Origin of the sequence: Sphingomonas sp. Leaf230 (genome assembly GCF_001421745.1) — a bacterium.
In the GTDB taxonomy this organism is placed as follows: domain Bacteria; phylum Pseudomonadota; class Alphaproteobacteria; order Sphingomonadales; family Sphingomonadaceae; genus Sphingomonas.
In genome coordinates, this window is the sequence record NZ_LMKW01000014.1 from 33,494 (window position 1) to 60,060 (window position 26,567).

At 65.9% G+C, this 26,567-nt stretch carries 20 protein-coding genes and 1 tRNA gene; 8 read left to right on the plus strand and 13 right to left on the minus strand.

What is annotated here, in order from left to right; genetic code table 11:
• Positions 1-102 precede the first annotated feature (102 nt).
• Positions 103-423, plus strand: a complete 321-nt coding sequence (locus ASE82_RS18080) for a DUF3297 family protein (protein WP_056066699.1) — start codon at positions 103-105, stop codon at positions 421-423.
• Positions 424-550: 127 nt separating this feature from the next.
• On the opposite strand, the gene ASE82_RS18085 is transcribed toward ASE82_RS18080, so the two are convergent.
• The 6 genes from ASE82_RS18085 to ligA form a co-directional block, all read right to left on the minus strand.
• Positions 551-2,419: an ABC-F family ATP-binding cassette domain-containing protein gene (locus ASE82_RS18085; protein WP_056066702.1), complete on the minus strand. Its 1,869-nt coding sequence runs from the start codon at positions 2,417-2,419 to the stop codon at positions 551-553.
• Between the two features lie 328 nt (positions 2,420-2,747).
• Positions 2,748-3,761, minus strand: coding sequence for a cell wall hydrolase (locus tag ASE82_RS18090; RefSeq protein WP_056066706.1), 1,014 nt, complete (start codon positions 3,759-3,761; stop codon positions 2,748-2,750).
• A 295-nt stretch (positions 3,762-4,056) separates the two neighbouring features.
• Positions 4,057-4,854 (minus strand): LytR/AlgR family response regulator transcription factor, encoded by a 798-nt coding sequence (locus ASE82_RS18095; RefSeq protein WP_031393111.1) that lies wholly within the window; start codon positions 4,852-4,854, stop codon positions 4,057-4,059.
• On the minus strand, positions 4,851-5,996 hold the full coding sequence (locus tag ASE82_RS18100) for a sensor histidine kinase (RefSeq protein WP_082441718.1): 1,146 nt from the start codon (positions 5,994-5,996) through the stop codon (positions 4,851-4,853). The genes ASE82_RS18095 and ASE82_RS18100 overlap by 4 nt, the downstream gene beginning before the upstream one ends.
• 138 nt (positions 5,997-6,134) lie before the next feature.
• Positions 6,135-9,605, minus strand: a complete 3,471-nt coding sequence (locus ASE82_RS18105; protein ID WP_056066709.1) for a TonB-dependent receptor — start codon at positions 9,603-9,605, stop codon at positions 6,135-6,137.
• 205 nt (positions 9,606-9,810) lie between these two features.
• Entirely contained in the window at positions 9,811-11,934 is a 2,124-nt protein-coding gene (gene ligA / locus ASE82_RS18110) for an NAD-dependent DNA ligase LigA (protein WP_056066712.1), read from the minus strand.
• Between the two features lie 117 nt (positions 11,935-12,051).
• Here ligA and ASE82_RS18115 point away from each other — a divergent pair, with 117 nt between their 5' ends.
• Together ASE82_RS18115 and ASE82_RS18120 are read left to right on the plus strand one after the other, a co-directional pair.
• Positions 12,052-13,023, plus strand: coding sequence for an SDR family oxidoreductase (locus ASE82_RS18115; protein WP_056066714.1), 972 nt, complete (start codon positions 12,052-12,054; stop codon positions 13,021-13,023).
• 126 nt (positions 13,024-13,149) lie between these two features.
• Entirely contained in the window at positions 13,150-13,494 is a 345-nt protein-coding gene (locus ASE82_RS18120) for a hypothetical protein (protein ID WP_056066717.1), read from the plus strand.
• A 199-nt stretch (positions 13,495-13,693) separates the two neighbouring features.
• Here ASE82_RS18120 and recN read toward each other — a convergent pair whose 3' ends face one another.
• On the minus strand, positions 13,694-15,358 hold the full coding sequence (recN, locus tag ASE82_RS18125) for a DNA repair protein RecN (RefSeq protein WP_056066720.1): 1,665 nt from the start codon (positions 15,356-15,358) through the stop codon (positions 13,694-13,696).
• A gap of 80 nt (positions 15,359-15,438) precedes the next feature.
• On the minus strand, positions 15,439-16,338 hold the full coding sequence (locus ASE82_RS18130) for an outer membrane protein assembly factor BamD (protein ID WP_435368546.1): 900 nt from the start codon (positions 16,336-16,338) through the stop codon (positions 15,439-15,441).
• A 244-nt stretch (positions 16,339-16,582) separates the two neighbouring features.
• On the opposite strand from ASE82_RS18130, the gene ASE82_RS18135 reads away from it, so the two are divergent.
• Both ASE82_RS18135 and ASE82_RS18140 read left to right on the plus strand, forming a co-directional pair.
• On the plus strand, positions 16,583-17,407 hold the full coding sequence (locus ASE82_RS18135) for a class I mannose-6-phosphate isomerase (protein WP_056066728.1): 825 nt from the start codon (positions 16,583-16,585) through the stop codon (positions 17,405-17,407).
• 301 nt (positions 17,408-17,708) lie between these two features.
• Complete coding sequence (locus tag ASE82_RS18140; protein ID WP_056066731.1) at positions 17,709-18,884, plus strand: glycosyltransferase; 1,176 nt, start codon at positions 17,709-17,711, stop codon at positions 18,882-18,884.
• 140 nt (positions 18,885-19,024) lie between these two features.
• Here the strand turns inward: ASE82_RS18140 and ASE82_RS18145 are convergent, their stop codons facing one another.
• From ASE82_RS18145 to yajC, 4 genes are read right to left on the minus strand one after another with little or no spacing between them, the layout of a single operon-like run.
• Positions 19,025-19,399: an Mth938-like domain-containing protein gene (locus ASE82_RS18145; protein WP_056066734.1), complete on the minus strand. Its 375-nt coding sequence runs from the start codon at positions 19,397-19,399 to the stop codon at positions 19,025-19,027.
• A 7-nt stretch (positions 19,400-19,406) separates the two neighbouring features.
• On the minus strand, positions 19,407-20,381 hold the full coding sequence (gene secF, locus ASE82_RS18150) for a protein translocase subunit SecF (protein WP_056066739.1): 975 nt from the start codon (positions 20,379-20,381) through the stop codon (positions 19,407-19,409).
• Positions 20,382-20,395: 14 nt separating this feature from the next.
• On the minus strand, positions 20,396-22,000 hold the full coding sequence (gene secD, locus ASE82_RS18155; RefSeq protein WP_056066742.1) for a protein translocase subunit SecD: 1,605 nt from the start codon (positions 21,998-22,000) through the stop codon (positions 20,396-20,398).
• Entirely contained in the window at positions 22,000-22,344 is a 345-nt protein-coding gene (gene yajC, locus ASE82_RS18160) for a preprotein translocase subunit YajC (protein WP_056066746.1), read from the minus strand. Before yajC ends, secD begins: the two co-directional genes overlap by 1 nt.
• 170 nt (positions 22,345-22,514) lie before the next feature.
• Here yajC and ASE82_RS18165 point away from each other — a divergent pair, with 170 nt between their 5' ends.
• Together ASE82_RS18165 and ASE82_RS18170 are read left to right on the plus strand one after the other, a co-directional pair.
• Positions 22,515-22,823, plus strand: a complete 309-nt coding sequence (locus ASE82_RS18165; protein ID WP_056066750.1) for a putative quinol monooxygenase — start codon at positions 22,515-22,517, stop codon at positions 22,821-22,823.
• Positions 22,824-22,916: 93 nt separating this feature from the next.
• A tRNA-Pro gene (locus ASE82_RS18170) sits at positions 22,917-22,993 on the plus strand.
• A 206-nt stretch (positions 22,994-23,199) separates the two neighbouring features.
• On the opposite strand, the gene ASE82_RS18175 is transcribed toward ASE82_RS18170, so the two are convergent.
• On the minus strand, positions 23,200-25,482 hold the full coding sequence (locus tag ASE82_RS18175) for an NADP-dependent malic enzyme (RefSeq protein ID WP_056066752.1): 2,283 nt from the start codon (positions 25,480-25,482) through the stop codon (positions 23,200-23,202).
• Positions 25,483-26,011: 529 nt separating this feature from the next.
• Between ASE82_RS18175 and ASE82_RS18180 the strand changes: the two genes are divergently transcribed.
• On the plus strand, positions 26,012-26,536 hold the full coding sequence (locus ASE82_RS18180; RefSeq protein WP_056066755.1) for a glycoside hydrolase family 108 protein: 525 nt from the start codon (positions 26,012-26,014) through the stop codon (positions 26,534-26,536).
• Positions 26,537-26,567: the final 31 nt, after the last annotated feature.

The following is a 26,567-nucleotide window of genomic DNA, read 5'->3' on the forward strand; positions in this document are numbered from 1 at the left end:
CATGAGGTCGCACGGAGGCGTCGGGAGCAATCCCGGCGCCTCTTTTGCGTCCGGTGCCTTTTTTCTGGCGCGTCCCCGGTGCTTGCCGCTAGACGCGCGACCATGACCGACACGCCAAACACCCCCGAGACCGAAGCCGCCGCCACCCCGGCCGCAACCGGCGACACGCCCCCCGATCGCCTGTCGATCAACCAGCGCAGCCCGTTCTTCCAACAGGACCTGCTCGAACGCGGCATCGGCATCCGCTTCAAGGACAAGGTGCGCCACGACGTCGAGGAATATTGCATCTCGGAAGGCTGGATCCGAGTCGCGCTCGGCAAGAAGGTCGACCGCAACGGCAACGCACTGACGCTGAAGCTGGTCGGCCCGGTCGAGGCCTGGTTCGAGCGTCCGGCAGCAGGCGCGGACACCGACGAGGGCTAAGCCAATCTTCCCCCCTCCCTGAAAGGGAGGGGCCGGGGGTGGGTAGGCTGCTTGGGATCCACCCGAGCCCGCCAACAGGCCGACCCACCCCAACCCCTCCCTTCCAGGGGGGGGCGTAAGGAGAAGCCTAGGCCTCCACGCCCTCCAGCGCCTCGCTAGCCTCGATCCACTTCGCCTCGCTAGCCTCGAGCTTCGCATGCACCTCGGCGCGACGCTTGCTCAAATCCCCCATCGACATCCGCGAGAACCGAGGCTCCGCGTTTGCCGGATCGACCATCGCGCGGTCCAGGGCATTGCGCTCCTTGGTGAACTTCGCGGTCTGCTCCTCGATCTCGCGCAGAGCCTTCCGAAGCGCCGCATCGTTGCTCTTCGCCTCGGCCGCAGCCTTCTTGCCGGCCTTCTTGTCCGCCTTCGACGCCGCATCGCCCTTGCCGCCATCGCCCTTCAGGACGAACGCGATGTAATCGTCGAGGCTGCCGTCGAATTCCTTCGCGGTGCCGTCGTCGACCAGCACCAGGCGATCGGCGGTCAGCTCGAGCATATGCCGGTCATGGCTGACCAGCACCACGGCGCCGGTATAAGCGTTGAGCGCCTGCACCAGAGCCTCGCGCGCATCGACGTCCAAATGGTTGGTAGGCTCATCGAGGATCAGCAGATGCGGCGCATCGCGCGTGATCAGCGCCAGCGCCAGACGCGCCCGCTCGCCACCCGACAGCTTGCCGACCCGGGTCGTCGCCTTGTCGCCCGAGAACCCGAACCGCCCCAACTGCGCGCGGACGGCAGCCGGCGTCGCGCCCTTCATCAGATGCGACATATGCTCGATCGGCGAATCGGTCGGATCGAGTTCCTCGACCTGATACTGCGTAAAATACCCGACCTTCATCTTGCCCGACGACGACATCTCGCCGTCCATCGGCGTCAACTGCGCCGCCAGCAGCCGCGCGAGCGTGGTCTTGCCGTTGCCGTTGCGCCCGAGCAGCGCGACCCGGTCGTCGGGATCGAGCCGCATGTTGAGCCGCTTCAGGATCGGCACGTCGGCATAGCCCACGGTCGCCATATCGAGCGTGATCAAAGGCGGGCGCAATTCGGTCGGGTTGGGGAAGCCGAACGACAGCGTCGGATCGTTGTAGCTCTCGGCGATCGGCTGCATCTTCGACAGCATCTTCTGCCGCGACTGCGCCTGCTTCGCGGTCGAGGCACGCGCGGAGTTCTTAGCGATATATTCCTGCAGCTTCTCGCGCTGCACCGCCTGGTTGGCGCGCGCCGCCTCGATCTGCGCGAGGCGCTCGGCACGCTGGCGCTCGAACGCGTCATAGCCGCCCGGATACAGCGTGATCTTGCCGCCCTGCAGATGCAGGATGTGATCGACCACGTTGTTGAGGAAATCGCGCTCGTGGCTGACCACCACGATCGTCGCCTTGTAGCCCTTGAGGAAGTCCTCCAGCCACATCACCGCCTCGAGATCGAGATGGTTCGAAGGCTCGTCGAGCAGCAGCAGGTCCGGCTGCGAGAACAGCAGCGCGGCGAGCGCCACGCGCATCTTCCAGCCGCCCGAGAAACTGTCGAGCGTGCGCGCCTGCATGTCCTCGTCGAAGCCGAGCCCGAGCAGGATCTGCGCGGCGCGCGCGGGCGCGGTATAGGCGTCGATCGCGATCAGCCGCTCGTACACGTCGCCGAGCCGGTCGGGATCCTCGCTCGTCTCGCTCTCGATCATCAGCGCAGCACGCTCCAGATCGGCTTCGAGCACGGTCTCGAACGGGGTCTTCACGCCGTGCGGCGCTTCCTGCGCGAGGTAGCCGATGCGCGCGCCCTTCGGCATGTCGGCGGAACCGTCGTCGGGCTCCAACTGCCCTGCAATCACGCGCACCATCGTCGACTTGCCCGCGCCGTTGCGCCCGATCAGCCCGACGCGCGAGCCCGGCGGCAACGCGGCGGTGGCGCCATCGAGGATAACGCGTCCGCCCAGGCGCACCGTGATATTGTTCAGGTTCAGCATGCGCGTGCCGTTAGCAGATGCAGCATGGTTTTGCGAGGGGAGGGGTTCGGGGCGGCGATCGAGCGGTGAGCGATCCATTGAAACAAGCTGTTCCCCCGCGAAGGCGGGGGCCCAGGATCACAAACGCCACCGCCCGAGACCCTGGGCCCCCGCCTCCGCGGGGGAACAAGAAGAGGCGATTCACGCCACCAAAACTATCCCGCATTACTCCCACCCCGGCGAAGGCCGGGGCCCAATTGGAAAGGTCGTCGTATCGGAGCGTCATCCGCCGTTAGCAACGTTTCCCAATTGGACCCCGGCCTTCGCCGGGGTGGTGCCGTTGGGGTGGTTAGGTTTCGTCCGACACGACCGCGTCGTCTCCGGTACCACTGCCGATCATCGCAGCCGCTCGCCCGCCAACATGAACCCGCACCCCAGAAACCAGCCGCGTAGGCACGATCGCCGCACCCGCTATCGTCGAGCCAGAACGCGACACCCCCCGGTGCACCGTCACCCCGTGCAGCGCATCGGCCGGCTCCGTACTCGAGTCCGCAACGTCGTCCCGATTGCCATAATGCACCGAAACGCCAGCAAGCTGCGCCGCGACCGCCGTCACACCACCATCGGAAAAGCCGCCGCCACGAACCCCAGGCTCGACTCCAGCATAAGCCTGACGAAACGTCAGCGCCCGCTCCAACGCCCCCTGCCAGCGATAAAACACATGCGCCCCAACCGTCGTGATCCGCGCCAAGCTCGACGCCCACCAAGGCAGGATGCTGGTCGTATGAAACGACGTCGCCGCCCCGACTGGCACATAAACACTGCCCCCAAGCGCCGCCGTCGCAACCGCCCGCGCGCGGTCCCAAGCCCCCGGCTCCCGTGCACGGTTCATCGAGCCATCGCAGGTAAAGCTGAACTGGCACCCGGTCCGCCGCTCGGCCCCCTGGTACACGACCCCGCACACGCTGTTCGGAAAAGCCCGGTCGCGCACCCGGTTCAACACCACCTGCGCCACCGCCCGCTGACCATCCTCCGACTGCGACCGCGCCTCGTAATACACCGCCGCCGTCAGGCAGTCGGCGGCGCGGCTAGCATCATCAACGGAGTTCGAAGTCAAAAACGGCGGAGCCACGAACGGCGCCGCAGCGGCAAACGATGCATCCGGCGCTGCCGTCGCGATCTTCGCCGATATGTCGTCCGGCACATGCAACGCCATCCGACTCAGCAATGCTCGTGAATTACGCTCCGGCTGGACCCGAGCAATCGCCGCCGGCCGATCCGCCGGCACGCACGACGTCGCCATCACCAGAGCGGGCAGGCTGATCAGCACATGCGGATAAAGGCCGTAACCCGACGTCTTCATCCCCCCGCTCTAGGCCGCGGGGTTTAGGGACTGGTTAATGAGGTGCGCTCGCTAAGAGAGCGCATCCCCGTCATCCCGACGAAAGTCGGGACCTCGATCGGCAAGGACGGACGTGGAACGGCGCGCTCCCGAAAGCTCGCCCCGACCACACCCCCGGCGTCCGTCATCCTGACGAAAGTCAGGATCCAGAGTAACGGGCGATGCCCTCAATGGCTCTGGATCCTGACTTTCGTCAGGATGACGGGGGGGCAGGATGACTGGACGTGAAGGGCAAGGTCACGCCCCCAGCCTCGCCTCAGTGAACGAACCGCGCCACCACATCACGATACGACCGCGAAACCTTCACGCTCGCCCCCGAATTCAACACCAGGAAACATTCCCCGTTAGTATGCGGCTTAACCTGCTTCACCAGATCCAGATTCACGATCGTCGACCGATGCACCCGCTGGAACCGCCGCGGATCCAACCGCTTCTCCAGATCCTTCATAGTCTCGCGCAAGATCAGCGTATTATCGCCGGTATAAATGCACATGTAATCGCCCGCCGCATCGATCCGCTCGATCGTATCGACATCGACGCGGAAAATCTGCCCGCGATCCTTGATGTTGATGAGCTTCTCGAACCGGTTCGCCGACACGGCGTCCCCATCCGGCATGTCCGCGGCCGCATCCGGCGCCACGTCGGCCAACACTTCGCGCAACCGATCGACCTCCTCGACGCCGCGCTTCTCGCTCAAACGCTGCCGAACCCGCTCGATCGTATCGGCCAGCCGCGATTCCTCGACCGGCTTCATCAGGTAATCGACCGCTTGAGCCTCGAACGCACGCAACGCATGGTCCGAATACGCGGTGACGAACACGAACAGCGGCGGCTCGACCTCCATCAGCCCCTGCACGACGGAGAACCCGTCGAAGCCCGGCATCTGTATATCGAGAAAGACCAAGTCGGGCTTGTGCGTCTTGATCGCGCGGATGGCCTCGCGGCCGTTCGAGCATTTTTCGATGATCTCGACGTCTTCATGGGCCTGGAGTCGGAGTTCCAGCCCCTGGATCGCCAGCGGCTCGTCGTCGACGAGAATGGTACGGATGGTCATGCGGCCTCTCTGTTCACGTCTTCAAGCTGATACGGAATCTCGATCTCGACCGAGAAGCCGCCAGCGGGCGTGGAGCGGGTTTCGAAACGGTGGTCGGGCCCATATGCCTGAGCCAACCTGTCTCTAATATTAGCGAGCCCCACGCCTGTGGATTGGCTTGAACCGATCCGGCCCTCGATCAAGCCCGGACCGGTATCGGATACGGCGATCTGCACGCGTTCCCCGGCGAGCCGCACTTCGACGCAGATTTCGGCGCCTTCCTCCTGCGGGGTGACGGCATATTTGATCGCGTTTTCGACCAAAGGTTGCAGCAGCAGCGACGGCAGCCGGGCGCGTTCGGCACGCGGATCGATGTCGAACTTCGGCCGCATCCGATCCTCGAAGCGCATCTTCTCGATCTCCAGATACAGCTTCAGCTGGTCGACCTCCTGCGCGACGGTGACGTGCGCGGTCGGCTCGTTCGCCAGTGTATAGCGCAGGAACGACGACAGCCGGCTGAGCATAGCATTCGCCCGCTCGGTCTGCTTGAGCAGCACCAGCGTCGAGATCGAGTTCAGCGTGTTGAACAGGAAGTGCGGGTTGAGCTGATAGCGCAGCATCGCCAGCTGCGCCGACGACGCCTGGTTCTCGAGATGCTCCATCTGGTCGATCTGCTGCTCGACGATCAGGTAGAAGTTGATCCCGAAATACAGCGCCGACCACCCGAACAGCACCGTGAAGGTGACATACACCGATCCCAGCAGCCGCGTGAGCGTCACCCCCGGCGTCGCGGTCGCGATGAACGAGAAGGTGAACGCGTCGAGCACCGCATACAGGAACGTCGCCGCCGCCAGCGTCGCGATCGTCAGGAAGATGCCGACCAGCCGGTTCATCCGGCGATACTGGCCGTACATCGTCGAGAGCAGCAGCGTGATGCAATATCCGACGATGGCCTCGACGATCACCGGGATCACCCCGTCGAGCGACAGCCCGTTCGAGATCGACACCACCCCGCGCAGCAGCAGGTATCCGCTCCACCCGACCGCCTGCAGGATCCAGAACGCCCGCGCCTTGTTCTCGAAGAACGGTCGCGCGGTGAAGGGCAGGCGCCGGGTGGAGTTCAAGGCGGAAGAGCCGGGGGGCGGGACGGAAGAATTAGCCATTGGCCCACCGTCTTACACGCCGCGCAAGGCACACGCAAAAGCCGAACGGTCTGGTCGGGCGCTAGGCCGCAAAGCGAAAAAGGCCGCCGCATCCCGAAGGAAGCGGCGGCCAATTCGACCGATCAGGTCGGACGCGCTTTAGAACGTGAAGCGCGCACCGATACGGATCGAGTAGAGCGACTGGTTCACGTACACCTGGTCAGGCTGCGGCGTGAAGTTCGCGCTGCCGCCGACTGGCGAGTAGCGATACTGTGCGCAAGCCTGTCCGGCATTGGTCGCCACGGCGCCATAGGTGCCACCGGCAGGATTGGCCGCACCTGGCGCGATACCGGTCGGCACCGCGGTCTGCAAGCACTGCACGCGGACAACCGGCGTGTTGTACGGGAAGACGTACTCGCGCTGCTGGCCCCAGTTCTTGTTGAGGAAGTTCGTGAAGTTCTCGATGTCCGCGAACAGCGTGACGCGCGAGCCGCCGACGAAGGTCGGAATTTCCTGCGCGACATGAAGGTCGAGACGCGTGAACCACTTCGAGTTGAAGCCGTTGCGCGGCGCAGTCTTGCCACGATACTTGCCGAGACCCGACGAGTCGATGAACGCGTTGACCGCATCGCGGACTGCGGCGCTGCTGTACGAAACCTTCGCATCGTCCAGTGTCGGCACGTACATCAGGTAACGGTTGCCGCCTGTGGTCGAGTTCGAGCTGACGCCCGTGGTACCGAATACCGACGCGCGGCCGCTGCCGTTGTTGCCGAAATCCTGGAACGTGTAACTGAACGGATGACCGATCCGCGATTCGCCGAACAGCGCGAACGTGGTCTTGTAGTCCCCGAAGAAGGCGTGGTCGTAGTTCACGCCGTACTTGAAGAAGTACTTAACCTGGTCGTTCGAGATGCCATAGGCAACGTTGTTGGGATCGACGAACGCACCGTTCGAATAGTTCGAACCCGCGGTCGACGACGTGGCCGGCGCTGCGTCCTTGACGTCCTGGTACGTGAAGCTGCCATTGATGCTCAGCCCCGAATCCCATGCCTTGTCGAGACGCGCGACCGCGATGTAGGCGCGGCCCTTGTTCGTGTTGGTCAGCAGGATGTCGGTGTTGGTGTTGGTGCTCGTCGCACCGCCATCGATCAGGTTCTGGTAGCGCTGGCGGCCGTCTGGGGTGAGCGAACCGGCGATCGGCACCGAACGGATGTCGGTGAAATACACCTGGTTGCGAACCTTCGAGTACAGCAGATCGGCACCGAACACCCAGTTGTCGCCAAGCGGGCCGAGGTTTGCACTATACTCGCCCGTCAGCGTGGCGCGCCACTGCGACGGGATCTTGAAGTTCGGGTCGAGTGCATTGACCGTCGAGTTGGCCGGAACCGAACCACCCGTCAGGAACGTGTTAGCCGCGGCTGGAACCGACGTACCGGTAACGCCGGTCAGAAGGGCCGAGGCGGTGGCTGCCTGCGTGGCAGCCGGGGTGCCGGCCGGGAAGCCGTTGAACCCGGTCGCCGTGCGGCTGACGTTGAACGAGTTGGTCAGCACGCCGGTGTTCGAGAAGCTGTTCGACACATAGACGTCGGGGGTGCCGCCGCCGAAGACGCCGCCGCCACCGCGGATGCTGATACGCTGCGATGGCTTCCAGTCGAAGCCGGCGCGCGGCTGGAACAGGTTGAAACCGGAGATGTTCGCGCTGTTGTTGTTGATGTTGATGCGCTGGCCGTTGACGATCGCGCCATTGGCATAGCGCGCTGCGAACGCGGCGCTAAGAGGCGGATTGTCGTCCATCGCATACAGGTCGTAGCGTGCGCCGAAGCTGACGTTCAGCGTCGGCGTAACCTTCCACGAGTCCATCACGCCGAACGTGTAGCTTTGGTAGCCGAACTGTGCTGCGGCGGCATTGGGATCGAGTGCGGCCAGACCGTTATTGCCCACGATCGCGTTGCCGTACGCAAACGAGCCTGCATTACGGTTCTGAAGGTCCGCGATCGAGTCGAAATAATAGCTGCCCGCGCTGTTCTGCAGGAACGAGTTGAAGATCGATACGCTCGATACCTCCGTGAAAACGCGAACGTCATGGTCGTTCATGGTCAGGCGCGCCTGGACCAGGCCGCCCCATGTCTCGGTGCGCAGTTCGTTGGTCTGGCGCGAGCTGTCAGGACCGAACGACACGGTGCCGGCGTTGTTCTCGCAGGCGGTCGGCGAGACAGTCAGCCCCGCTGTCGCGGCCGTGCTCGTCGGGTTGGTGCAAACACGGAACTGCGCGAAACCACGGCCGAGCAACGGATCCTGGATACGCGTGTAGTTCTTGTAGAAGCCGCGGACTTCGGTCGAGAAGCTGTCCGACCATTCCGAGTTCAGCTGCGCGACGCCGGTGTGCAGGCGGTTGCCCTGGATATAGGCGTTCGACGCCAGGCCCAGACCGGTCGGTGCCGTCGGGAAGGTGTTCTGCAGCAGGTTGATGGCGTCGTTGGCGTAGGTGTAGGTTAACGACAGACGCTGCTTGTCGGTGATGTTCGCGTCGATCTTGGCGACGACGCGGTCGTCCTTGTCGCCGAGGTTACGCAGCACGCCGCCGGTGTCGTAATTGTAGACTGACTTCGCGATCGCGCTGATCTGGTCGACCTGCGCCTGGCTGATGCCCAGGATGCTGGTGCCGGCGTTGTTGTCGGTCGGACCCTCGGCGATCGGACGACCACCGCGAAGGCGCTCGCCGGCGACCATGAAGAACAGCTTGTCCTTGATGATCGGGCCCGACAGCTCGGCGCCGTAGTTCTCGGTCTTGAAGTTGGGAACGCTGACGCGCAGGTCCTTGGTGCGCTTGCCGACGAACTCGTCGCGCGACTGCGAGTAGAAGCCGGTGCCGTGGAAGTCGTTGGTGCCCGACTTCAGCACGATGTTGATCGCGCCGCCCTGGAAGTTGCCCTGGCGCACGTCATATGGTGCGACCTGTGCCTGGAACTGGCCGATCGCGTCGAGCGGGATCGGCGAACGGCGGCTGGGCAGGCCATCGCTGTTCAGGCCGAAATTGTCGCTGACTGACACGCCGTCGACGGTGAAGCGGTTATAGCGCGCGTTCTGGCCGGCGAACGACACCGAACGGCCGCCCGAGGGGCTGTCGTCGAGGCGGGCGAACGGATCGCGACGCTCGAGATCGCGGATGTCGCGATTGACCGAAGCGATGTTGGCGATCTGGCGCGCGTTGAGGACGGTCGTCGGCCCCTGCGAGATAGAGCGTGCGTTGGGCAGGCTGGCGGCGGTCACGACGATCTCGTCGGCGCCACCAGCAGCGTCGGTGGCCAGATCGATCGGCAGATCGAACGCCTGCGCGACGGTGATGTTGACGTCGGTGACCTGCTTGCTGCCATAGCCGGCTGCTGCGACGGCAACGGTGTAGGGGCCGCCGGGACGGAGGCCGTTGACGTTGAACGTGCCCGATGTGTCGGTGGTCGCGGTCGAGCGCGAACCGGTCGAGGGGCTGGTGATCTCGACAGTCGCGCCGTTAACCGGCGCGCCATTCGCGGTTACAGTGCCGCGGATCGAGGAGGTGGTTTCCTGCGCGGACGCAGTCATCGGGGCGATCAGCGCAATCGCTGCCGCACCCAGGAATAGGTTGTTACGCATTGAAGTTCCCCTTTGAGCTTCTGCTCGAGATCCGCGACTTTTCGTTCGGCCTGCCGCGCCCCTGCACGCCGGATATTTCGGTTCTGTGACATTGGCGAGTCGGGAAGTGTCACAGACACACTCGGTCATGGTGCGTTGCAAAAAAGCCACGCAATCGAACCCTTTCGGGGTAGCCGGAACCATTGTGGGGAGTGTGGTCCGCGCCTCAGCTGGCGGCGACGATCTCGGCCCATTCGGCTTCGGTGATCACACGGATGCCGAGGTCGGTGGCTTTCTTTAGCTTCGATCCTGCGCCGGGGCCGGCAATGACGAGGCCGGTCTTGCTCGACACCGACGCGGCCACGCGGGCGCCGAGTGCTTCGGCCTGCGCCTTGGCCTCGTCGCGGCTCAGCGTTTCGAGGCTGCCGGTGAAGACCAGGATCTGGCCCGTCACGGGCGACTCGCGGGTTTCGTGGACGACGTCCGCGGGCTTCACTTCACGCAACAGGTCGAACACGACTCGGCGGTTGTGCGGCTCGGCGCAGAAGCCGACGAGCGCGCTGGCGACCTCGGGGCCGATCCCGGCCGTCTCGATCGCACCGACCAGCAGCTTGTCGCGACGGAGCACGAACTTGCGCTCGGGTTCGCCGATGACTGGTTCGATCTGGCCGCGCAGGAACACCGCATGCCGCAACACGGACCCAAGCGCGCGCGCGGACACATAGCGTCGGGCGAGGTCCCGCGCGGTAATCTCGCCGACGTGGCGGATGCCGAGCGAGAACAGGAAGCGGTCGAGCGGGATCGTCCGCTTGGTCTCGATCGCCGCGATCACCTTCGCCGCCCAGACGCGCCCGTCCTTCTTCCGGGCGGCGAGCTGCTCCTCGGTCAGGCGGAAGATGTCGGCGGGCGATTCGATCAGGCCGTCGCGGAAGAATGCCTCGATCAGCGTCTGGCCGAGGCCGCCGATGTCGAATGCGTGGCGCGAGGCGAAGTGGATCAGCCGCTCGACTCGCTGCGCCGGGCAGATCAGCCCGCCGGTGCAGCGATAGACGACCTCGCCCTCCTCGCGCTCGGCGGCCGATCCGCATTCGGGGCAGGTGTGCGGAAAGACATACGCCCCGCGCTCGGCGTCCGGCGTCAGGTTCTCGACGATCTGCGGGATCACGTCGCCGGCGCGCTGGACGAGGACACGGTCGCCCGGCCGCACGCCGAGGCGCTCGATCTCGTCGGCATTGTGCAGCGTCGCGTTGGTCACGACCACGCCACCGACGGTCACTGGCGAGAGCCGCGCGACCGGGGTCATCGCGCCGGTCCGCCCGACTTGGATGTCGATCCGTTCCAGCAGTGTCTGCGCACGCTCGGCGGGGAATTTGTGCGCGATTGCCCAGCGTGGTGCCTTCGCGACCTGGCCGAGTCGCGCCTGCCAGTCGAGCCGGTCGACCTTGTAGACCACGCCGTCGATGTCGAACGGCAGGTCGGCGCGCTCGGCTTCGATCTTTCGATATACGTCGAGCGCCGCGGCCGTTCCCTCGACCCGCGCGAACCCGTCGGCGATCGGGAAGCCCCAGCCGCGCAACGTGTCGACGACTTCGGCCTGCGTTTCGCCCGGTACGACGCTCGCCTCGCCCCAGCCATGCGTGAGGAACCGGAGCGTGCGGCTTGCGGTGACGCTCGCGTCCTTCTGGCGCAGCGACCCGGCGGCGGCGTTGCGCGGATTGGCGAACTGCCGCGCGTCCTTGCCGGTCTCCTCCGCTTCGGCGAGCAGGCGCGCGTTCAAGGCGGCGAAGTCGTCCTTCGCCATATACACCTCTCCGCGAACCTCGAAGATCGCGGGCGCTTTACCCTTCAACTGTTGGGGGATGTCGCCGATGGTGCGGACGTTCGCCGTCACGTCCTCGCCGACCTGCCCGTCGCCACGCGTGAGTGCCTGCACGAGCCGCCCCTCCTCATACCGCAGCGAACACGACAGCCCGTCGATCTTCGGCTCCGCGGTCAGCGCCACGGGCGCGTCGTCCGCCAGTTTCAGGAACCGGCGCACGCGCGCGACGAACTCCTCGACTTCCTCGTCCGCAAACGCGTTGTCGAGGCTCATCATCGCCTTGGCATGCGCGACCTTCGCAAGGTGCCCAGCAGGCGCCGCACCCACCGTCCGGCTCGGCGAATCGCTCCGTACCGTAGCCGGAAACGCTGCTTCGATCACGGCATTGCGCCGCACCAGCGCATCATACTCGGCATCGCTGATCTCGGGCGCGTCGTCGGTGTGATAGCGCGCGTTATGATACGCGATCTGCGCGGCGAGCGTCTCCAGCTCGGCGGCGGCTTCGGTCTCGGTCGCGGGAAGGTCGGGCATCGCGCCGGGTTAGGGGAGGGTGCCACCTTTCTACAAGACCTCGATCAACATGGCGTGAACATTCGCTCGACTTGCGCGCTGACATCCCAAGAGAATTTTTCCCAAGGATGCGCCATCATGACAGACACCAGCCGCCGAGACCTGTTCAAGGGCGCCGCCGTCACTGGCCTCGCCGCCGCCGCCGCGCCTGCCTTCGCGCAGGGGCAGACGCCGCTGGCCGATCCGCAGACGCGCTTCGTCTCGACGCCGTTTCCCGAACAGCGCCAGAAATGGCCCGCGCTCCAGCGCAACATGCGCCCCGTCCCCGATTGCGGCGAGTCGAGCTATCGCGGTTCGGGGCGTCTCGCGGGGCGGAAGGCGCTGATCACCGGCGGCGATTCGGGGATCGGCCGCGCGGCGGTGATCGCATTCTCGCGCGAAGGCGCCGACGTCGCGATCAACTATTACCCGACCGAGGAACCCGACGCGCAGGACGTCGCCAAGCTGCTCCGCGCCGAGGGGCGCAAGGTCGTGCTGATTCCCGGCGACCTGACCGATGCGAAATTCTGCAACGACCTGATCGCGCGCGCCAATCGTGAACTTGGCGGGCTCGACATCCTCGTCAACAATGCAGCCTATCAGCAGTCGAAGGACTCGATCGCCGAGATCAGCTTCGAGCAGTTCGATCGCACCATGAAGACCAACGTCTACGCGATGTTCCACCTCTGCAAGGCGGCGATCCCGCTGATGAAGCCCGGCGCGTCGATCATCAACACCGCGTCGGTCAACTCGGTCAGCCCGGAGAAGGAGTTGCTCGACTATGCCTCGACCAAGGGCGCGATCCTGATCTTCACCAAGGCGCTGGCGAAGCAACTCGCCAAGCAGGGCATTCGCGTCAACGCGGTAGGGCCGGGCCCGATCTGGACGCCGTTGCAGGTCGCAGGCGGGCAATTGCCGGGCAAGATGGGCGAATTCGGCCAGGATACGCCACTCGGTCGCGCCGGTCAGCCGGCCGAACTGGCGGGTCTCTACGTTGCACTGGCGGACCCGAGCGACAGCTACACCACCGGCAGCTTCTTCGGCGCGAACGGCGGAACCGGCGCGTCCTGAATTCGCCCATCACCCCGGCGAAGGCCGGGGGCCAGTTGGCAAGGTCGTCGTAAGGGAGCACCGTGTTCACCAACTAAACTTTCCCAACTGGACCCCGGCCTTCGCCGGGATGAAAGCGGGGGTGCATTGAAAACAGCAGTTACGATCATCGCCATCGTCTTTGCCGCCCCCGCCGCCGCCCAGCAGACTCACGTCTCCCCTAAGCCGGCCGCGGCGATTGGCTACGACTGGAACGACGATTCGTCCGCGGACGACCGCGTCCAGCAATCGCTATGGCCGCGCTCTGACGCCAGTGCCGCCGGGCTCGACGACATGATCCATGCCGAACAGGCGCCGGTCCGTGCAGTGATTCACGAAGACGGCGATTTCGGCAGCCGGGCGCTCCACGGCCTGCGGAAGGTCGGCGGCGATTACATCGTCGTTCCGGTGCTGAAGATCCACTTGGGGCACCCGCGGCAGGCAATGCCATGATCGACGGGAGAGCTAAACGAACGCGTGTGAAAATGCGGGCGACTCGGCCCCCGGGAACGGTCGGCTCCCCTCCCTGAAAGGGAGGGGCTGGGGGTGGGTAGGCCCGATTGTGCCGCCAACGTTCCATCATGCGGAAACCGACCCACCCCCAACCCCTCCCTTTTAGGGAGGGGGGAGCAGAAGGCAAAACGTCCCGACCTCAGGCCCGCTCGAGCAACCGCTCCGCCTGAGCCCGCGCTTCATCCGTAATCTGCGCGCCCGACAGCATCCGCGCGATCTCCTCCCGCCGCTCGTCCTCGGACAAGGCCCGCACGCCGGTCCGCGTGACCGTGCCGTCGCTGCTTTTCGCGATCAGCAGATGCTTCGCTCCGCGCGCCGCAACCTGCGGGCTGTGCGTTACCACCAGCAGCTGCGTGCTGAGCGCCAGCCGCGCGAGTCGTTCGCCGATCGCGCTCGCCACCGCCCCGCCGACGCCGCGGTCGATCTCGTCGAAAACCATCGTCGACGCGCCGCCTTCCTCGGCCAGCGCCACCTTCAGCGCGAGGATGAAGCGCGACAACTCGCCGCCCGACGCGATCTTGGTCAGCGCGGCGAACGGCGCACCGGGATTGGTCGAGATCTCGAACTCGACCCGGTCCTTGCCCGCCGCCGACCAGCCCTCTTCACCCAGCGGCGCCACCACCGTCTGGAACCGCGCCGCATCCAGCTTCAACGGCGCCAACTCGCCCGCAACCGCCACATCAAGCCGCTTCGCTGCCGCCAGCCGCCGTTTCGTCAAAGCATCCGAAGCCGCATCGAAAGCCTTCCGAGCCGACGCCACGCGTGCCTCGATCTTCGCGATCCCGCCTTCGCCCGCATCGAGGCGCTCCAGACGCGCGCGCATCTCGTCCGCCAGCGCCGCCAGATCGTCCGGCTGCACGCGGTGCTTGCGCGCCATCGCCCGAAGCTCGAACAACCGCGCCTCGTCATCCTCCAGCGCGCGCGGATCATACGCCATCTCGGCCCGCGCATCGCGCAGGCTCTCCTCCGCCACCGAAGCCTCGATCACCGCGCGATCGACTGCCGCCAGCGCATTGCCGAGCGCAACATGGTCCTCCGCGATCCGCTCGAGCACGCGCGCGGCCTGGCGAAGCTTCGCCATCCCGCCGTCCTTGCCCTCGAGGAAATCGTCGATCGCGGCGAGGTCGTCCGCGATCTTCTCCGCGCGCTGCATCGACCGCCGCGTATCCGCCAGCGTCTCTTCCTCGCCCGCGACAGGCGCCAGCGCGGTCAGTTCGGCAACCGTATGCTCAAGCCACTCGCGATCCCGCGCCGCCGTCTCGATATCCGCCCGCGCCGCCGCCAACTCAGCCTCAGCCGCGCGAAACCCCGCATACGCCTTTGCCGTCGCGCCGGGCTCGGTCCGCCCGAAGATGTCGAGCAGCGCCCGATGCCCGCGCGCATTCAGCAACCCGCGCTCGTCATGCTGTCCGTGGATCTCGACCAGATGCGGCGCCATCTCGCGCAGCAGCCCCGCCGACGCCGGCTGGTCGTTGACGAAGCCACGACTGCCACCGTCCGCCTTGACGATCCGCTTCACGATCAGCGGTTCGCCCTGCTCGATCTCCAGCCCGTTCTCGTCGAACAACATCGCGAGTGGCGACTCGGGGGCAGGGGCATCGAACGTCGCGGTCACAACAGCCTGAGCAGCGCCATGCCGCACCAGCCCGCTGTCGCCGCGGCCACCCAGCGCCAGCCCCAGTGCGTCGAGCAGGATCGACTTGCCCGCGCCGGTCTCGCCGGTCAGCACGCCTAGCCCTTCGCCGAATCCCAGATCCAGCGCCTCGATGAGCACCACGTCGCGAATGGAAAGATCGGTCAGCATCCCGCGCGTCTTAGACGATCCGCACGCGAAGTTGATCCCCCATTGTTCTCACGCCCATGTTCTCATGGCGGATTCCGTGATCAGTTGCCGGGGCCGGTCCGCGTCGCGCTGCCCGGACCGACGGGTGCGGGGCTGGAAACGCTGCCCGCGCCCGTACCACCGGTGTTGCCGTTCGCCTTGGGAAGCTCCAGCGCCCCGGTACCCGGCGTGCCTGCGGTTCCCGTCGGCACGACCGGCTCGCCCGGTGCCAGCGGTGCGATCGGCTTCACCGGATGGTCCTGCATCAGCTTGTAGGCGTGATCATACCAGTCGGTGCCCGGATAGTTGCGACCCAGCACCGCAGCGGCCTTCTCGGCCTCGATCGGCACGCCGAGCTGCAGATACGTCTCGGTCAGCCGCATCAGCGCCTCGGGCGTGTGCGTGGTCTGCTGGAACTTGTCGATCACGGTGCGGAACCGGCCGTTCGCCGCGAGCCACTGGCCGCGCGTCTCGTAGAACCGCCCGATCTCCATCTCCTTGCCGGCGAGATGGTCGTTGACCAGATCGATCTTCAGCCGCGCATCCGATGCGTAACGCGTGTTCGGATAGCGGCGCATCAGCTCGCCGAGCGAATCGAGCGCCTGGCGCGTGATCTTCTGATCGCGCGTGACGTCGGTGATCTGCTCGTAATAGCCGAGCGCGATCAGGTAATAGGCATAGGGCGCGTCGCGGTTACCCGGATGCACTGCGAGGAAACGCTGCGCCGAGCTGATCGACGCGGTGTAGTCCTTGGCGAGGTAATAGCTGAACGCCGACATGATCTGCGCACGGCGCGCCCAGATCGAATAGGGATGCTGGCGCTCGACCTCGTCGAACAGCTGCGCCGCCTCCTTGTAGCGCCCCTGGTCGAGCCGCGCCTTGGCGGTCGAGTACAGCGTTCCCACGTCGCGCGCGACGTAAGGAAGGTCGCCCTTGGCGGAACGACCCGCACAACCGGCCATGGGGAGCGCAAGCGCTGCGATGAGCGTGACAGCAAAGGCACGCGACATGCTCGGAAGGGACTGGGGGATACGCATCGGCGTTGTCCTTAGCGTATGCGGGGCTTCGCGAACAATCCCTTTCGCCACCCCCGTTCGGCGCCTTAATACCGGCTCCGCGGTTGCCGACCATGGGGGGTTTCCGTGAGCCGGATCACACGGCAATAGTCGTGCGTTGCCGACCCGTCATTCCAGTCGAGGATATCCCATGCCCGCCACCCTGCTGCATACCCACCGCGTCGAGAAGCCCTGGGGTCGCGACACGCTCTGGCCCGGTTTCGAGGATGCCGCACCCGGTACGCCGCCGATCGGCGAAGTCTGGTTCCAGGAGCCGGGCAACACCACGCCCGACCTGCTGATCAAATATCTGTTCACCAGCGAGAAGCTCTCGGTCCAGGTCCATCCCAACGACGAACAGGCGCACGCTCGCGGCCTGCCGCGCGGCAAGGACGAGTGCTGGACGGTCCTCGCCGCCGAGCCGACCTCGACGATCGCGGTCGGCACGAAACAGCCGATCTCGAAGGACGAGCTCCGCCAGTCGGCGATCGACGGCACGATCGAGGACAAGCTCGACTGGAAGCCGGTCAAGCCGGGCGACTTCATGTATTGCGCGTCGGACACGATCCACGCGATCGGTGGCGGCCTGACGGTGATCGAGGTCCAGCAGAACTCCGAGACCACCTACCGCCTCTACGATTACGGCAGCGACCGCGAGCTGCACCTCAAGGACGGCATCGAGGTCGCCGACCCCACGCCCTACGTCCCCGTCGCGCCGCCGATCGAAGTCGAGACCGGCCGCACGATCATGGTCGAGGGCCCCAAGTTCGTGCTCGAGCGCTGGAAGGGCGGCGACCACGTCGTCAACCTGCCAGAGGGCACGACCGGCTGGGTGATCCCGATCACCGGCTCGGGCGATGTCGCCGGCGTCGCGTTCAAGGCCGGCGAATGCGCGACGATGACCGGCAGCGAGACGGTCTCGACGAGCGCGGATGCCGACGTGCTGTTCGCGTATCCGCTAGCCAAGCGAATCTGAGCAACACCTTCACCTCCCGCCTCCTTGTCCTCCCGCGAAGGCGCGAGCCCAGTCTGGGTCCCCGCCTTCGCGGGGAAACATAGTGATTGAAGGCAAACGCCACCCCAACCACCACCACCCCGGCGAAGGCCGGGGCCCAATTGGAAAGGTGGCAATAACGGCGGGCTGTCCTTCGTTATCAACGTCCCCCAATTGGGTCCCGGCCTCCGCCGGGGTGGCGTCTTGTGAGCAAGTTCGCGTTCCACGACATCGAGCCCCCAAACTCACCCCACATTAACCCGCCCCCTGTAACCCCCAGACCATGCTCCGCATCCTAACCCTCTCCACCCTGTTCCCGGATGCGACCCGCCCCAATTTCGGCGTCTTCGTCGAACGCCAGACGCTCGGTCTCGCCGCCCACCCCGACGTCTCGCTGCAAGCGGTAGCACCGATAGGCCTTCCCCCGGGCCCGCTCCGCCGCCTCGGTCACTACGCGGCCCTCGCCACGCTCCCGACACACGAACGCTGGAAGGGCATCGACCTCCACCGCCCGCGCTTCACCGTCCGGCCCTTCCTTCAGGGCCGTCACCACGCCGCAGCGTTGCAGCGCGCGCTCATCCCCGTCCTCGACGCGATCCGCGAAAAGTTCGCGTTCGACGTCATCGACGCGTCGTTCTTCTTCCCCGACGGTCCCGCCGCGGTCGCGCTAGGCAAGCGTTACGGCGTTCCCGTCTCGATCAAGGCGCGCGGGTCCGACATCCACATCTGGGGCAACGCACCCGCCACCGCCGCGCAGGTCCGCGCCGCGGGCCGCAACGCCACGGGCATGCTCGCGGTCAGCGCCGCGATGAAGGCCGACATGGTTGCGATGGGACTGCCCGCCGACCGCATCCGCGTCCACCACACGGGCGTCGACCAGGACCGCTTCCATCCCGTCGACCGCGCCGCCGCCAAGGCAGCGCTCGGCGTCACGGGCCCGCTGGTCGTCTCGGTCGGCGCCCTGATCCCGCGCAAGGGCCACGACATCGTCATCGACGCGGTCGCCGCACTCCCCGGCGTCACGCTCCTGATCGCAGGGCAGGGCCCCGCGCGATCGACACTGGAAGCGCAGATCGCGCGACTCGGCATAGCCAACCGCGTTCGCCTGCTGGGCGCCGTGCCGCACGCCGAAATCCCGAAGCTGATTGCCGCTGCCGATGTCAGCGCGCTTGCCTCCGAGTCCGAAGGTCTCGCCAACGCCTGGGTCGAATCGCTCGCCTGCGGCACGCCGATCGTCATCACCGACGCCGGCGGCGCGCATGACGTGGTGACATCGCCAGAAGCAGGCCGCGTCACGATCGGCGACCCGCTCGCCTTCGCCGCCGCGATCGGCGGCCTGTTAGCCGATCCGCCGTTGCCCCAAGCGACGCGCGCCACGGTCGCCAGCTTCACCTGGGAAACCAACACCGCCGCTCTCTACGAGCACCTCGCAACGCTGGCCGCGAATCGCCGGATCTAGAATCCTCCCCCGCCAGGGGGAGGTGGCACCGAAGGTGACGGAGGGGGAGGGCACGGAACGGCGGTTTCACCTTTCCTCCCCCTCCCTCCGTCACCTCCGGCGACACCTCCCCCTAGCGGGGGAGGATCAGCAGTCTCAGATCACCCCTCGAGAGGGTACAGCGCCGCCACGATCCAGCGACCCTCGCCGCGCAGCACAGCCCAAGCCCGAGCGGCAGCACGGCTGTCCATAGCCTCGATCCCGAACCCACGAGCCTCGACCGCCTTCTTGAACGCAAGCGGCGGCTGACGAAGCGCGGAACCCGTCCCCAGCAACAGGAACTCCGGCGGCGGATCAAGCGCCAGCAACGCCGCCACGTCTGCCTCGCCAAGCGCCTCGAACGCCGGCGGCTCCCAGCCATCCGCACGCTCAGGACTGATCAGCAGCGCGGTATAATACCCGTCATCGACCTTGAACCCGGCCCGACCGATCGCCGAGATCATCGGCCCATCGGTCTTCTCGCGGTCCATCCTCATGACGTGATCAACGCTCGACCTTGGGACCAACCCGCTCGGCGCCGTCCTGCACGCCGCCCTTGCGCGGAGCAGGATCGGCACGCAGACCCAGCGTGATCAGCAGGGACGACGACACGTAGATCGACGAATACGTCCCGACCACGATACCCAGGATCATCGCCGCGGTGAACCCGCGCAGCACATGGCCGCCGAGCACCAGCATCGCGACCAGCGCGAGCAGGATCGTCACCGAGGTCATCACGGTCCGCGGCAGCGTCTCGTTCACCGACAGGTCGATGATCTCGCGCATGTCCATCTTTCGATACCGGCGCATATTCTCGCGGATACGGTCGTCGATCACGATCTTGTCGTTGATCGAGTACGAGATGATCGTCAGCACCGCGGCGACGATGTTCAGGTCGACCTCGAAATAATCCCGCATCAGCGCGAAAAAGCCGAGCGTCATCAACAGATCGTGGACGATCGCAACGATGGTCGAGACGCCGAACTGCCATTCGAACCGCACCACTGCGAAAAGCGCAATGCCCAGGATCGAAAGGCCGACCGCGAGCAAGCCCTTGGTGATCAGTTCGTCGGAGACCTTGCCCGAGATCGTGTCGTATTTCGAGAACGTCGAGCCTGGGAATTTCGCGACGATGTCGTCCGAAACCTTCTTCACCAGTCGGTTGGTTGCGCCTTCGTCACCGCTTTCCGGCAATGGCAGTCGGATCGACAGCGTCTTGGGATCACTGAACGACTGGATCGATGCCTCGCCGACGCCGAGCCGGTCGACCTCGGTTCGGACTGCCTCGATAGAAGGCGGCGTCGCGAAGTTCTGTTCGATCAGGACGCCGCCGACGAAATCGACGCCCATGTTCAGGCCGCGGAATGCGACAAGGCCTACCGCGAGAAGTGAGAGGATCAGGGTCAGCCCGAACGCCCATTTGCGGAGCGAGACGAACTTCAGGTTCGTGTTGTCGGGAACGAGTTTCAGCAGGCGCATTGTTGTCTCCCGCCTCAAATATTGATCGTGGTGGGGCGGTTCTTCCGCAGCCACAGCGCGACCATCATCCGCGTGAACGTGACGGCGGTGAACACCGACGTGCAGATCCCGATCAGCAGCACGACCGCGAAGCCCTTCACCGGACCCGAGCCGAGCAGCAGCATGATCACGCCGGTGATGGCGTGCGTCACGTTGGCCTCGAAGATCGTCCGGCTCGCCTCCTTGTAGCCGAGCTCGACCGACTGGACGACGCTACGCCCGCGTCGCCGCTCCTCGCGGATACGCTCGTTGATCAGCACGTTGGCATCCACCGCGGTCCCGATCGTCAACACGAAACCGGCGATACCGGGCAGCGTCAACGTCGCGTTCAGCATCGCCATGACCGCGACGATCACGAGGATATTGATGACGACCGCGAGGTTCGCATACAGGCCGAACCGTCCGTAGGTGACGAACATGAACACGATCACGAGCAGCGCGGCGACGATCGACGCCAGCACGCCGGCGCGGATCGAGTCCTTGCCGAGATCGGGGCTGACGGTGCTCTCGGCGATCGTCTTCAGATTGACCGGCAGCTTGCCCGACCGCAGCGAGATCGCCAGCGCGTTTGCCGACTCGACGGTGAAGTTGCCCGAGATCGACGCACGACCGCCGAGGATCGGCTCGTTGATGTTCGGCGCGGAGATCACCGAATTGTCGAGGATGATCGCGAACGGCTTGTTGGTGTTCTCGGTTGTCACCTTGGCGAAGCGACGGCCACCGACCGCGTCGAACGTGATCGCCACCTGCGGCGCGTTGGTCTGCGGCTCGAACTCCTGGCGCGCATCGGCGAGCTGGTCGCCCGAGATGATCACCGATCGCTTGACCGCGATGAACGGCACGCCGCGCGGATTGCCTGGATATGGCAGTACCTGGCTGCCGACCGGGGCGATTCCCTTGACCAGGTCGGCCGGGTTCGCGGTCTCGTCGACCAGCTTGAACTCGAGCTTGGCGGTCTTGCCGATCAGCTCCTTCAGCGCCTGCGGGTTCTTGAGCCCCGGCACCTGGACGACGATCCGCGTTGCGCCCTGGCGAACGATCGTCGGCTCCTTGGTGCCGAGCGCGTCGATACGGCGACGGACGACTTCGGTCGCATCCTTCATCGCCGTGTCGATCGCCTGGGTCAGGCCGGCCTGGGTCGGCTTGAGCACGAACCGGCTCGTGTCGACGACGTTGATGTCCCACTCGCGCTGGCCGCTCATCCCGGCGCCACCGCCGGTGATCGCCAGCAGTCGCTCGCGCGCCGCATCGACCTGGCTCGGATCACGCAGCAGGAAGCTCAGCTGCCCGCCGCGCGTCGAAATGTCGCCGATCTCGATCCGCGGCGTCCCGTTGCGCATCGTCCCCGCGACGCTGTCGCGCATCGCCTCGATCCGCGTCGCGGCGAGGTCGGCGGTGTCCGCCTCGAGCAGCAGATAGCTGCCGCCGGCGAGATCGAGCCCGAGGTTGATGTGCGGATGCGGGATCCGCCCCCATTGGCTCGTGGTGCTCTCGGGGAGGAAGCTCGGGATCGCCAGCAGGCACAATGCCGCCAGCAACCCGATGATCGACCCGATTTTCCAGCGCGGGAAGTCGAGCATCAGTCGTTCGCCGGCTTCGTGTTCGGGCTGGTGATGTCGGTCAGCGTCGCCTTGACGACGCGCACGCGCACGTTCGGCGCGATCTCGACCTCGACGACGTTATCCTCGACCTTGGTCACCTTGCCCAGGATCCCGCCCGAGGTCACGACGCTGTCGTTCTTCTTCACCGCGGCGACCGACGCCTGCAGCGCCTTCATCCGCTTTTGCTGCGGACGGATCATCAGGAAATAGAACACGACGAACACGAGGAAGAGCGGCGCGAGGCTCAGGAACGAGGCGATCCCGCCTCCCGCCGTCGTGGCGGCGCCGTCTGCGGCCTGGGCGTATGCTGGTGAGATGAACATGGAGTTCCGTATCTGTGAAGGGTGGCTCGGTTCGCGCGCCGCGCGGCCGGTCGCATTGGTCCGCCCGCTATCATCGCTTGGTGTCCCGTGCAACTGACGCAGGCGCGGACGGTTCGTGTAGAGACTACGATGAAGTTGCGACGAAACCGGCGCGAAACAGGAGAGATGCGATGATTCTGGTGATGGGACATATCAAGCTGGCCACCGGCGAAGGCGCGAAGATCGCGGACACGCTGATCGCGCACATGGCCGCCTGCGCCGCGGAAGACGGCTGCGAGTTCTACAATCTCGCGCTCGACCTGGTCGATCCCGACCTGATCCGGATCTCCGAACGCTGGGCGAGCCCCGAGGCGATCGCCGCGCACGGCCAGGCCGAACACCAGAAGGCCTTCGGTCGCGCCCTTCGCGCGTACACCATCGAGCAGGTCAGCGTGAAGGCGTATGACGGCAGCTTCTGGCGCACGCTCATGGGCGACTGAGGCAATTCTTGCGGGCAGGCGGCGTTGCGACTTGCATCGCACGCCGACCCTGCGTAGAGCGCGCGGCTCGGGCTGCTATGCGGTCCGTTCGGTCGGAGCGTAGCGCAGCCTGGTAGCGCACCACACTGGGGGTGTGGGGGTCGCAGGTTCGAATCCTGTCGCTCCGACCATTTTCTTACATCGATGAACGGCGAACTCGTGCAGCTCTTGTGCGAGCGCATTCCGTTACGCTCGTCGTCATCCCCGCGGAGGCGGGGACCCATAAACTCGGACGTTGCCTGTCACCAGCAACGCCAGCCCGTATGGATCCCCGCCTGCGCGGGGATGACTGAACTTGGAATAGGGCCGACCCTGATGCTGGCCCCGCCGGGTGATCTTACGCCGTCTCGCTAACCGTCGCCGCATGGCCCACGGCCACCGCGCTCAAGTTAACGATCCCCCGCGCGGTCACGCTAGGCACCATCATCTGTAACGGCTTGGCGAGCCCCAGTAGCATCGGCCCCAACGGCAACGACTCGGTCGACGCCGACAGCAACGAGACCGCGATGTTCGCCGCATCGATGTTCGGCATCACCAGCAAATTCGCCGAACCGGTCAAAGGACTGTCCGCGACCAACCGCCGCCGTAACGCCTCCGACAGCGCCGCATCGCCGTGCATCTCGCCGTCGAACTCGAACTCCGGCGCCGCCGCCTTCAGCAACGCATGCCCCGCGCGCATCTTCTGCGCCGAGGGCGACCGCGACGCGCCAAAGCTCGAATGCGACAGCAACGCCGCCTTCGGCTCGATCGCGAACGCGCGCACCGCTTCGGCCGCGAGCAAGGTCATCTCGGCGATCTGCTCGGCGGTCGGATCGACCGTCACGTGCGTATCGCAGAAGAAAAGACTGCCGGTCCGCAGGATCACCGCCGACATCGCATACAGCCGCGAAACGCCCGGCATCCGCGGGATCAGCGGCATGACGTAGGTCATCTGCGTCCACCAGTCGCCGATGCCGCCACACAGGGCCGCATCGACACGACCCTCGCGCAGCAGCATCGCCGCCGCCACGCTCGGCCGAGTCCGCAGCGCCCGCTCCGCGCTGTCGGGCGGCGATCCGCGACGCCCGACCAGCGCGTTGTACCCGGCCAGCAACGGATCGAACACTTCGCGATCGGTACCCGGATCGAGCACTTCGACGTCGGTGCCGATCGCCATCCGCAACCCGCTCGACTGGATCTTCTCGGCGATCACCTCGCGCCGCCCGATCAGCACCGGCCGCCCGATCCCCTCGTCGATCACCGTCTGCACCGCGCGCAGCGTGCGGTCGTCCTCGCCCTCGCCATAGGCGATCGAGCGCCCCGCCTGCTTGGCGCGCGCAAAGATCGGCCGCATCAACTGGCCCGAGCGATACACGAACACTTCGAGGTCACGCAGGTACGCGTCGAAATCCTCGATCGGCCGCGTCGCCACGCCCGAATCCATCGCCGCCTTCGCCACCGCCGGCGCGACATGCAGGATCAGCCGCGGATCGAACGGCTTGGGGATGATGTAGGTCGGCCCGAACACCGGCGTCGCGCCGCCGTAAGCGGTCACCACCACATCGGACGCGGTCGCCCGAGCCAGAGCCGCGATCGCGTCGACCGCAGCAACCTTCATCGCCTCGTTGATCTCGGTCGCGCCGACGTCGAGCGCACCGCGGAAGATGAACGGGAAGCACAGCACGTTGTTGACCTGGTTCGGAAAATCCGAGCGGCCGGTGGCGATGATCGCATCAGGCCGGGTCGCATGCACCAGCGCCGGCTGGATCTCCGGCTCCGGATTCGCCAGCGCCAGGATCAGCGGATCGGGCGCAAGCAGATGCAGCCATTCCTGCTTCAGCACGCGCGGCGCCGACAGCCCGAGGAAGATGTCCGCCCCCTCCAGCACGTCCGGCAGGGTCCGCGCATTGGTCGTCCGTGCGTACCGCGCCATGTTCGGCGGCATCACGTCGCCGCGATCCTTGTGCACGACGCCGGCGATATCGGTCAGCGTCACGTTCTCGGGGTTGAGCCCCATCGACACCAGCAGGTCGACCGTCGCCAGCGCCGCCGCACCCGCACCCGACGTCACCAGCTTCATCTGGTCGAGCCGCTTGCCGCGCAGTTCGAGCACGTTGCGGACCGCGGCCGCGCACACGATCGCGGTGCCGTGCTGGTCGTCATGGAACACCGGGATGTTCATGACCTCGCGCAGCTTCGTCTCGATCTCGAAGCATTCGGGCGCCTTGATGTCCTCGAGATTGATCCCGCCGAACGTCGGCTCGAGCACGCGGACCGCCTCGATGAACGCCTGCGGATCGAGCTGGTCGATCTCGATATCGAAGCAGTCGATCCCGGCGAATTTCTTGAAGAGCACCGCCTTGCCCTCCATCACCGGCTTCGACGCGAGCGCACCGATCGCACCGAGCCCCAGCACCGCGGTACCGTTGGTGATCACGGCGACGAGATTTCCGCGAGCCGTGTAATCCCGAGCCTTGTCCGGATCGGCGGCGATTTCTTCGCACGCAGCGGCCACGCCCGGTGAGTAGGCGAGCGCGAGATCGCGCTGCGTCGCCATGCGCTTGGTCGCCTCGACCGAGAGCTTACCGGGCTTGGGATAGCGGTGATAATCGAGCGCGGCTTTGCGGAAATCGTCTTCCATGGTCTTCCTAACCTGTCGGCCGCGGCGGCGACCGGGTTGAGCGCGCAGACAGAGCCCGCGGCGAATGTTCAAGGGAGCGCATAGCCTTAGGCACACCAATCCGCCAACCCCGCGCGGACGTAGCGTCGGTTTGGGTGGGGGGTAGGGCGGCGGTCGCGACCCGGCACCCCACACCACAGCATTACCCCGCCATAGCACCACCCCGGCGAAGGCCGGGGCCCAATTGGAACGTCCGACGCAACGAAGCGCCGTCCTCCGTTACAACCGTCCCCAATTGGACCCGGCCTCCGCCGGGGCGGTGCAGATGAGGGGAGCACTTCTCTCCCCCCTCCCTGAAAGGGAGGGGCCGGGGGTGGGTCGGCTTCCGCGTGCGCACGACCGCGACCCAAACAGGCCGACCCACCCCCAACCCCTCCCTTCCAGGGAGGGGAGCAAGAAAGGCCGGAAGCCAGCACAACCGACTGAGAATCCCCTGTCCTACAACGAACCAATATGGTTCGCTCGCCGCCAACAAAACCGGGAGCCAGCCATGACCATCGACCACCTCATCGAGGCCGTCATCGACCGCGAAGGCGGCTACGCCAACCACCCCGCAGACCGAGGCGGTCCCACCCGCTACGGCATCACGGAAAGCGTAGCCCGCACCAACGGCTACCCCGGAGACATGCGCAATTTCCCCCGCGACCAGGCGGAAACCATCTACCACCGCCTCTACTGGACCCGCCCGGCCTTCGACCAGATCGCCCCCCGAGCCCCGAAAATCGCCGAAGAACTCTTCGACACCGGCATCAACATGGGCCCCGCAGTCGCCGCCACCTTCCTCCAGCGCGCCCTAAATGCGCTCAACCGCGGCGCCACCGACTATCCGGACATGCTACTGGACGGCCGCATCGGCCCCGCCACGCTCACCGCGCTCGACGCCTTCCTAGCCCGCCGCAAACCCGTGCTGCTGAAAGCGATCAAGGCCCTCCAAGGCGAACGCTACGTCGCGCTAGCCGAGACCCGCCCCGCGAACGAAGCCTTCCTCTACGGCTGGCTCGCCAACCGCGTCTAGGGCCCCTGCGAAAACGCTCCCAGCGTGTGAA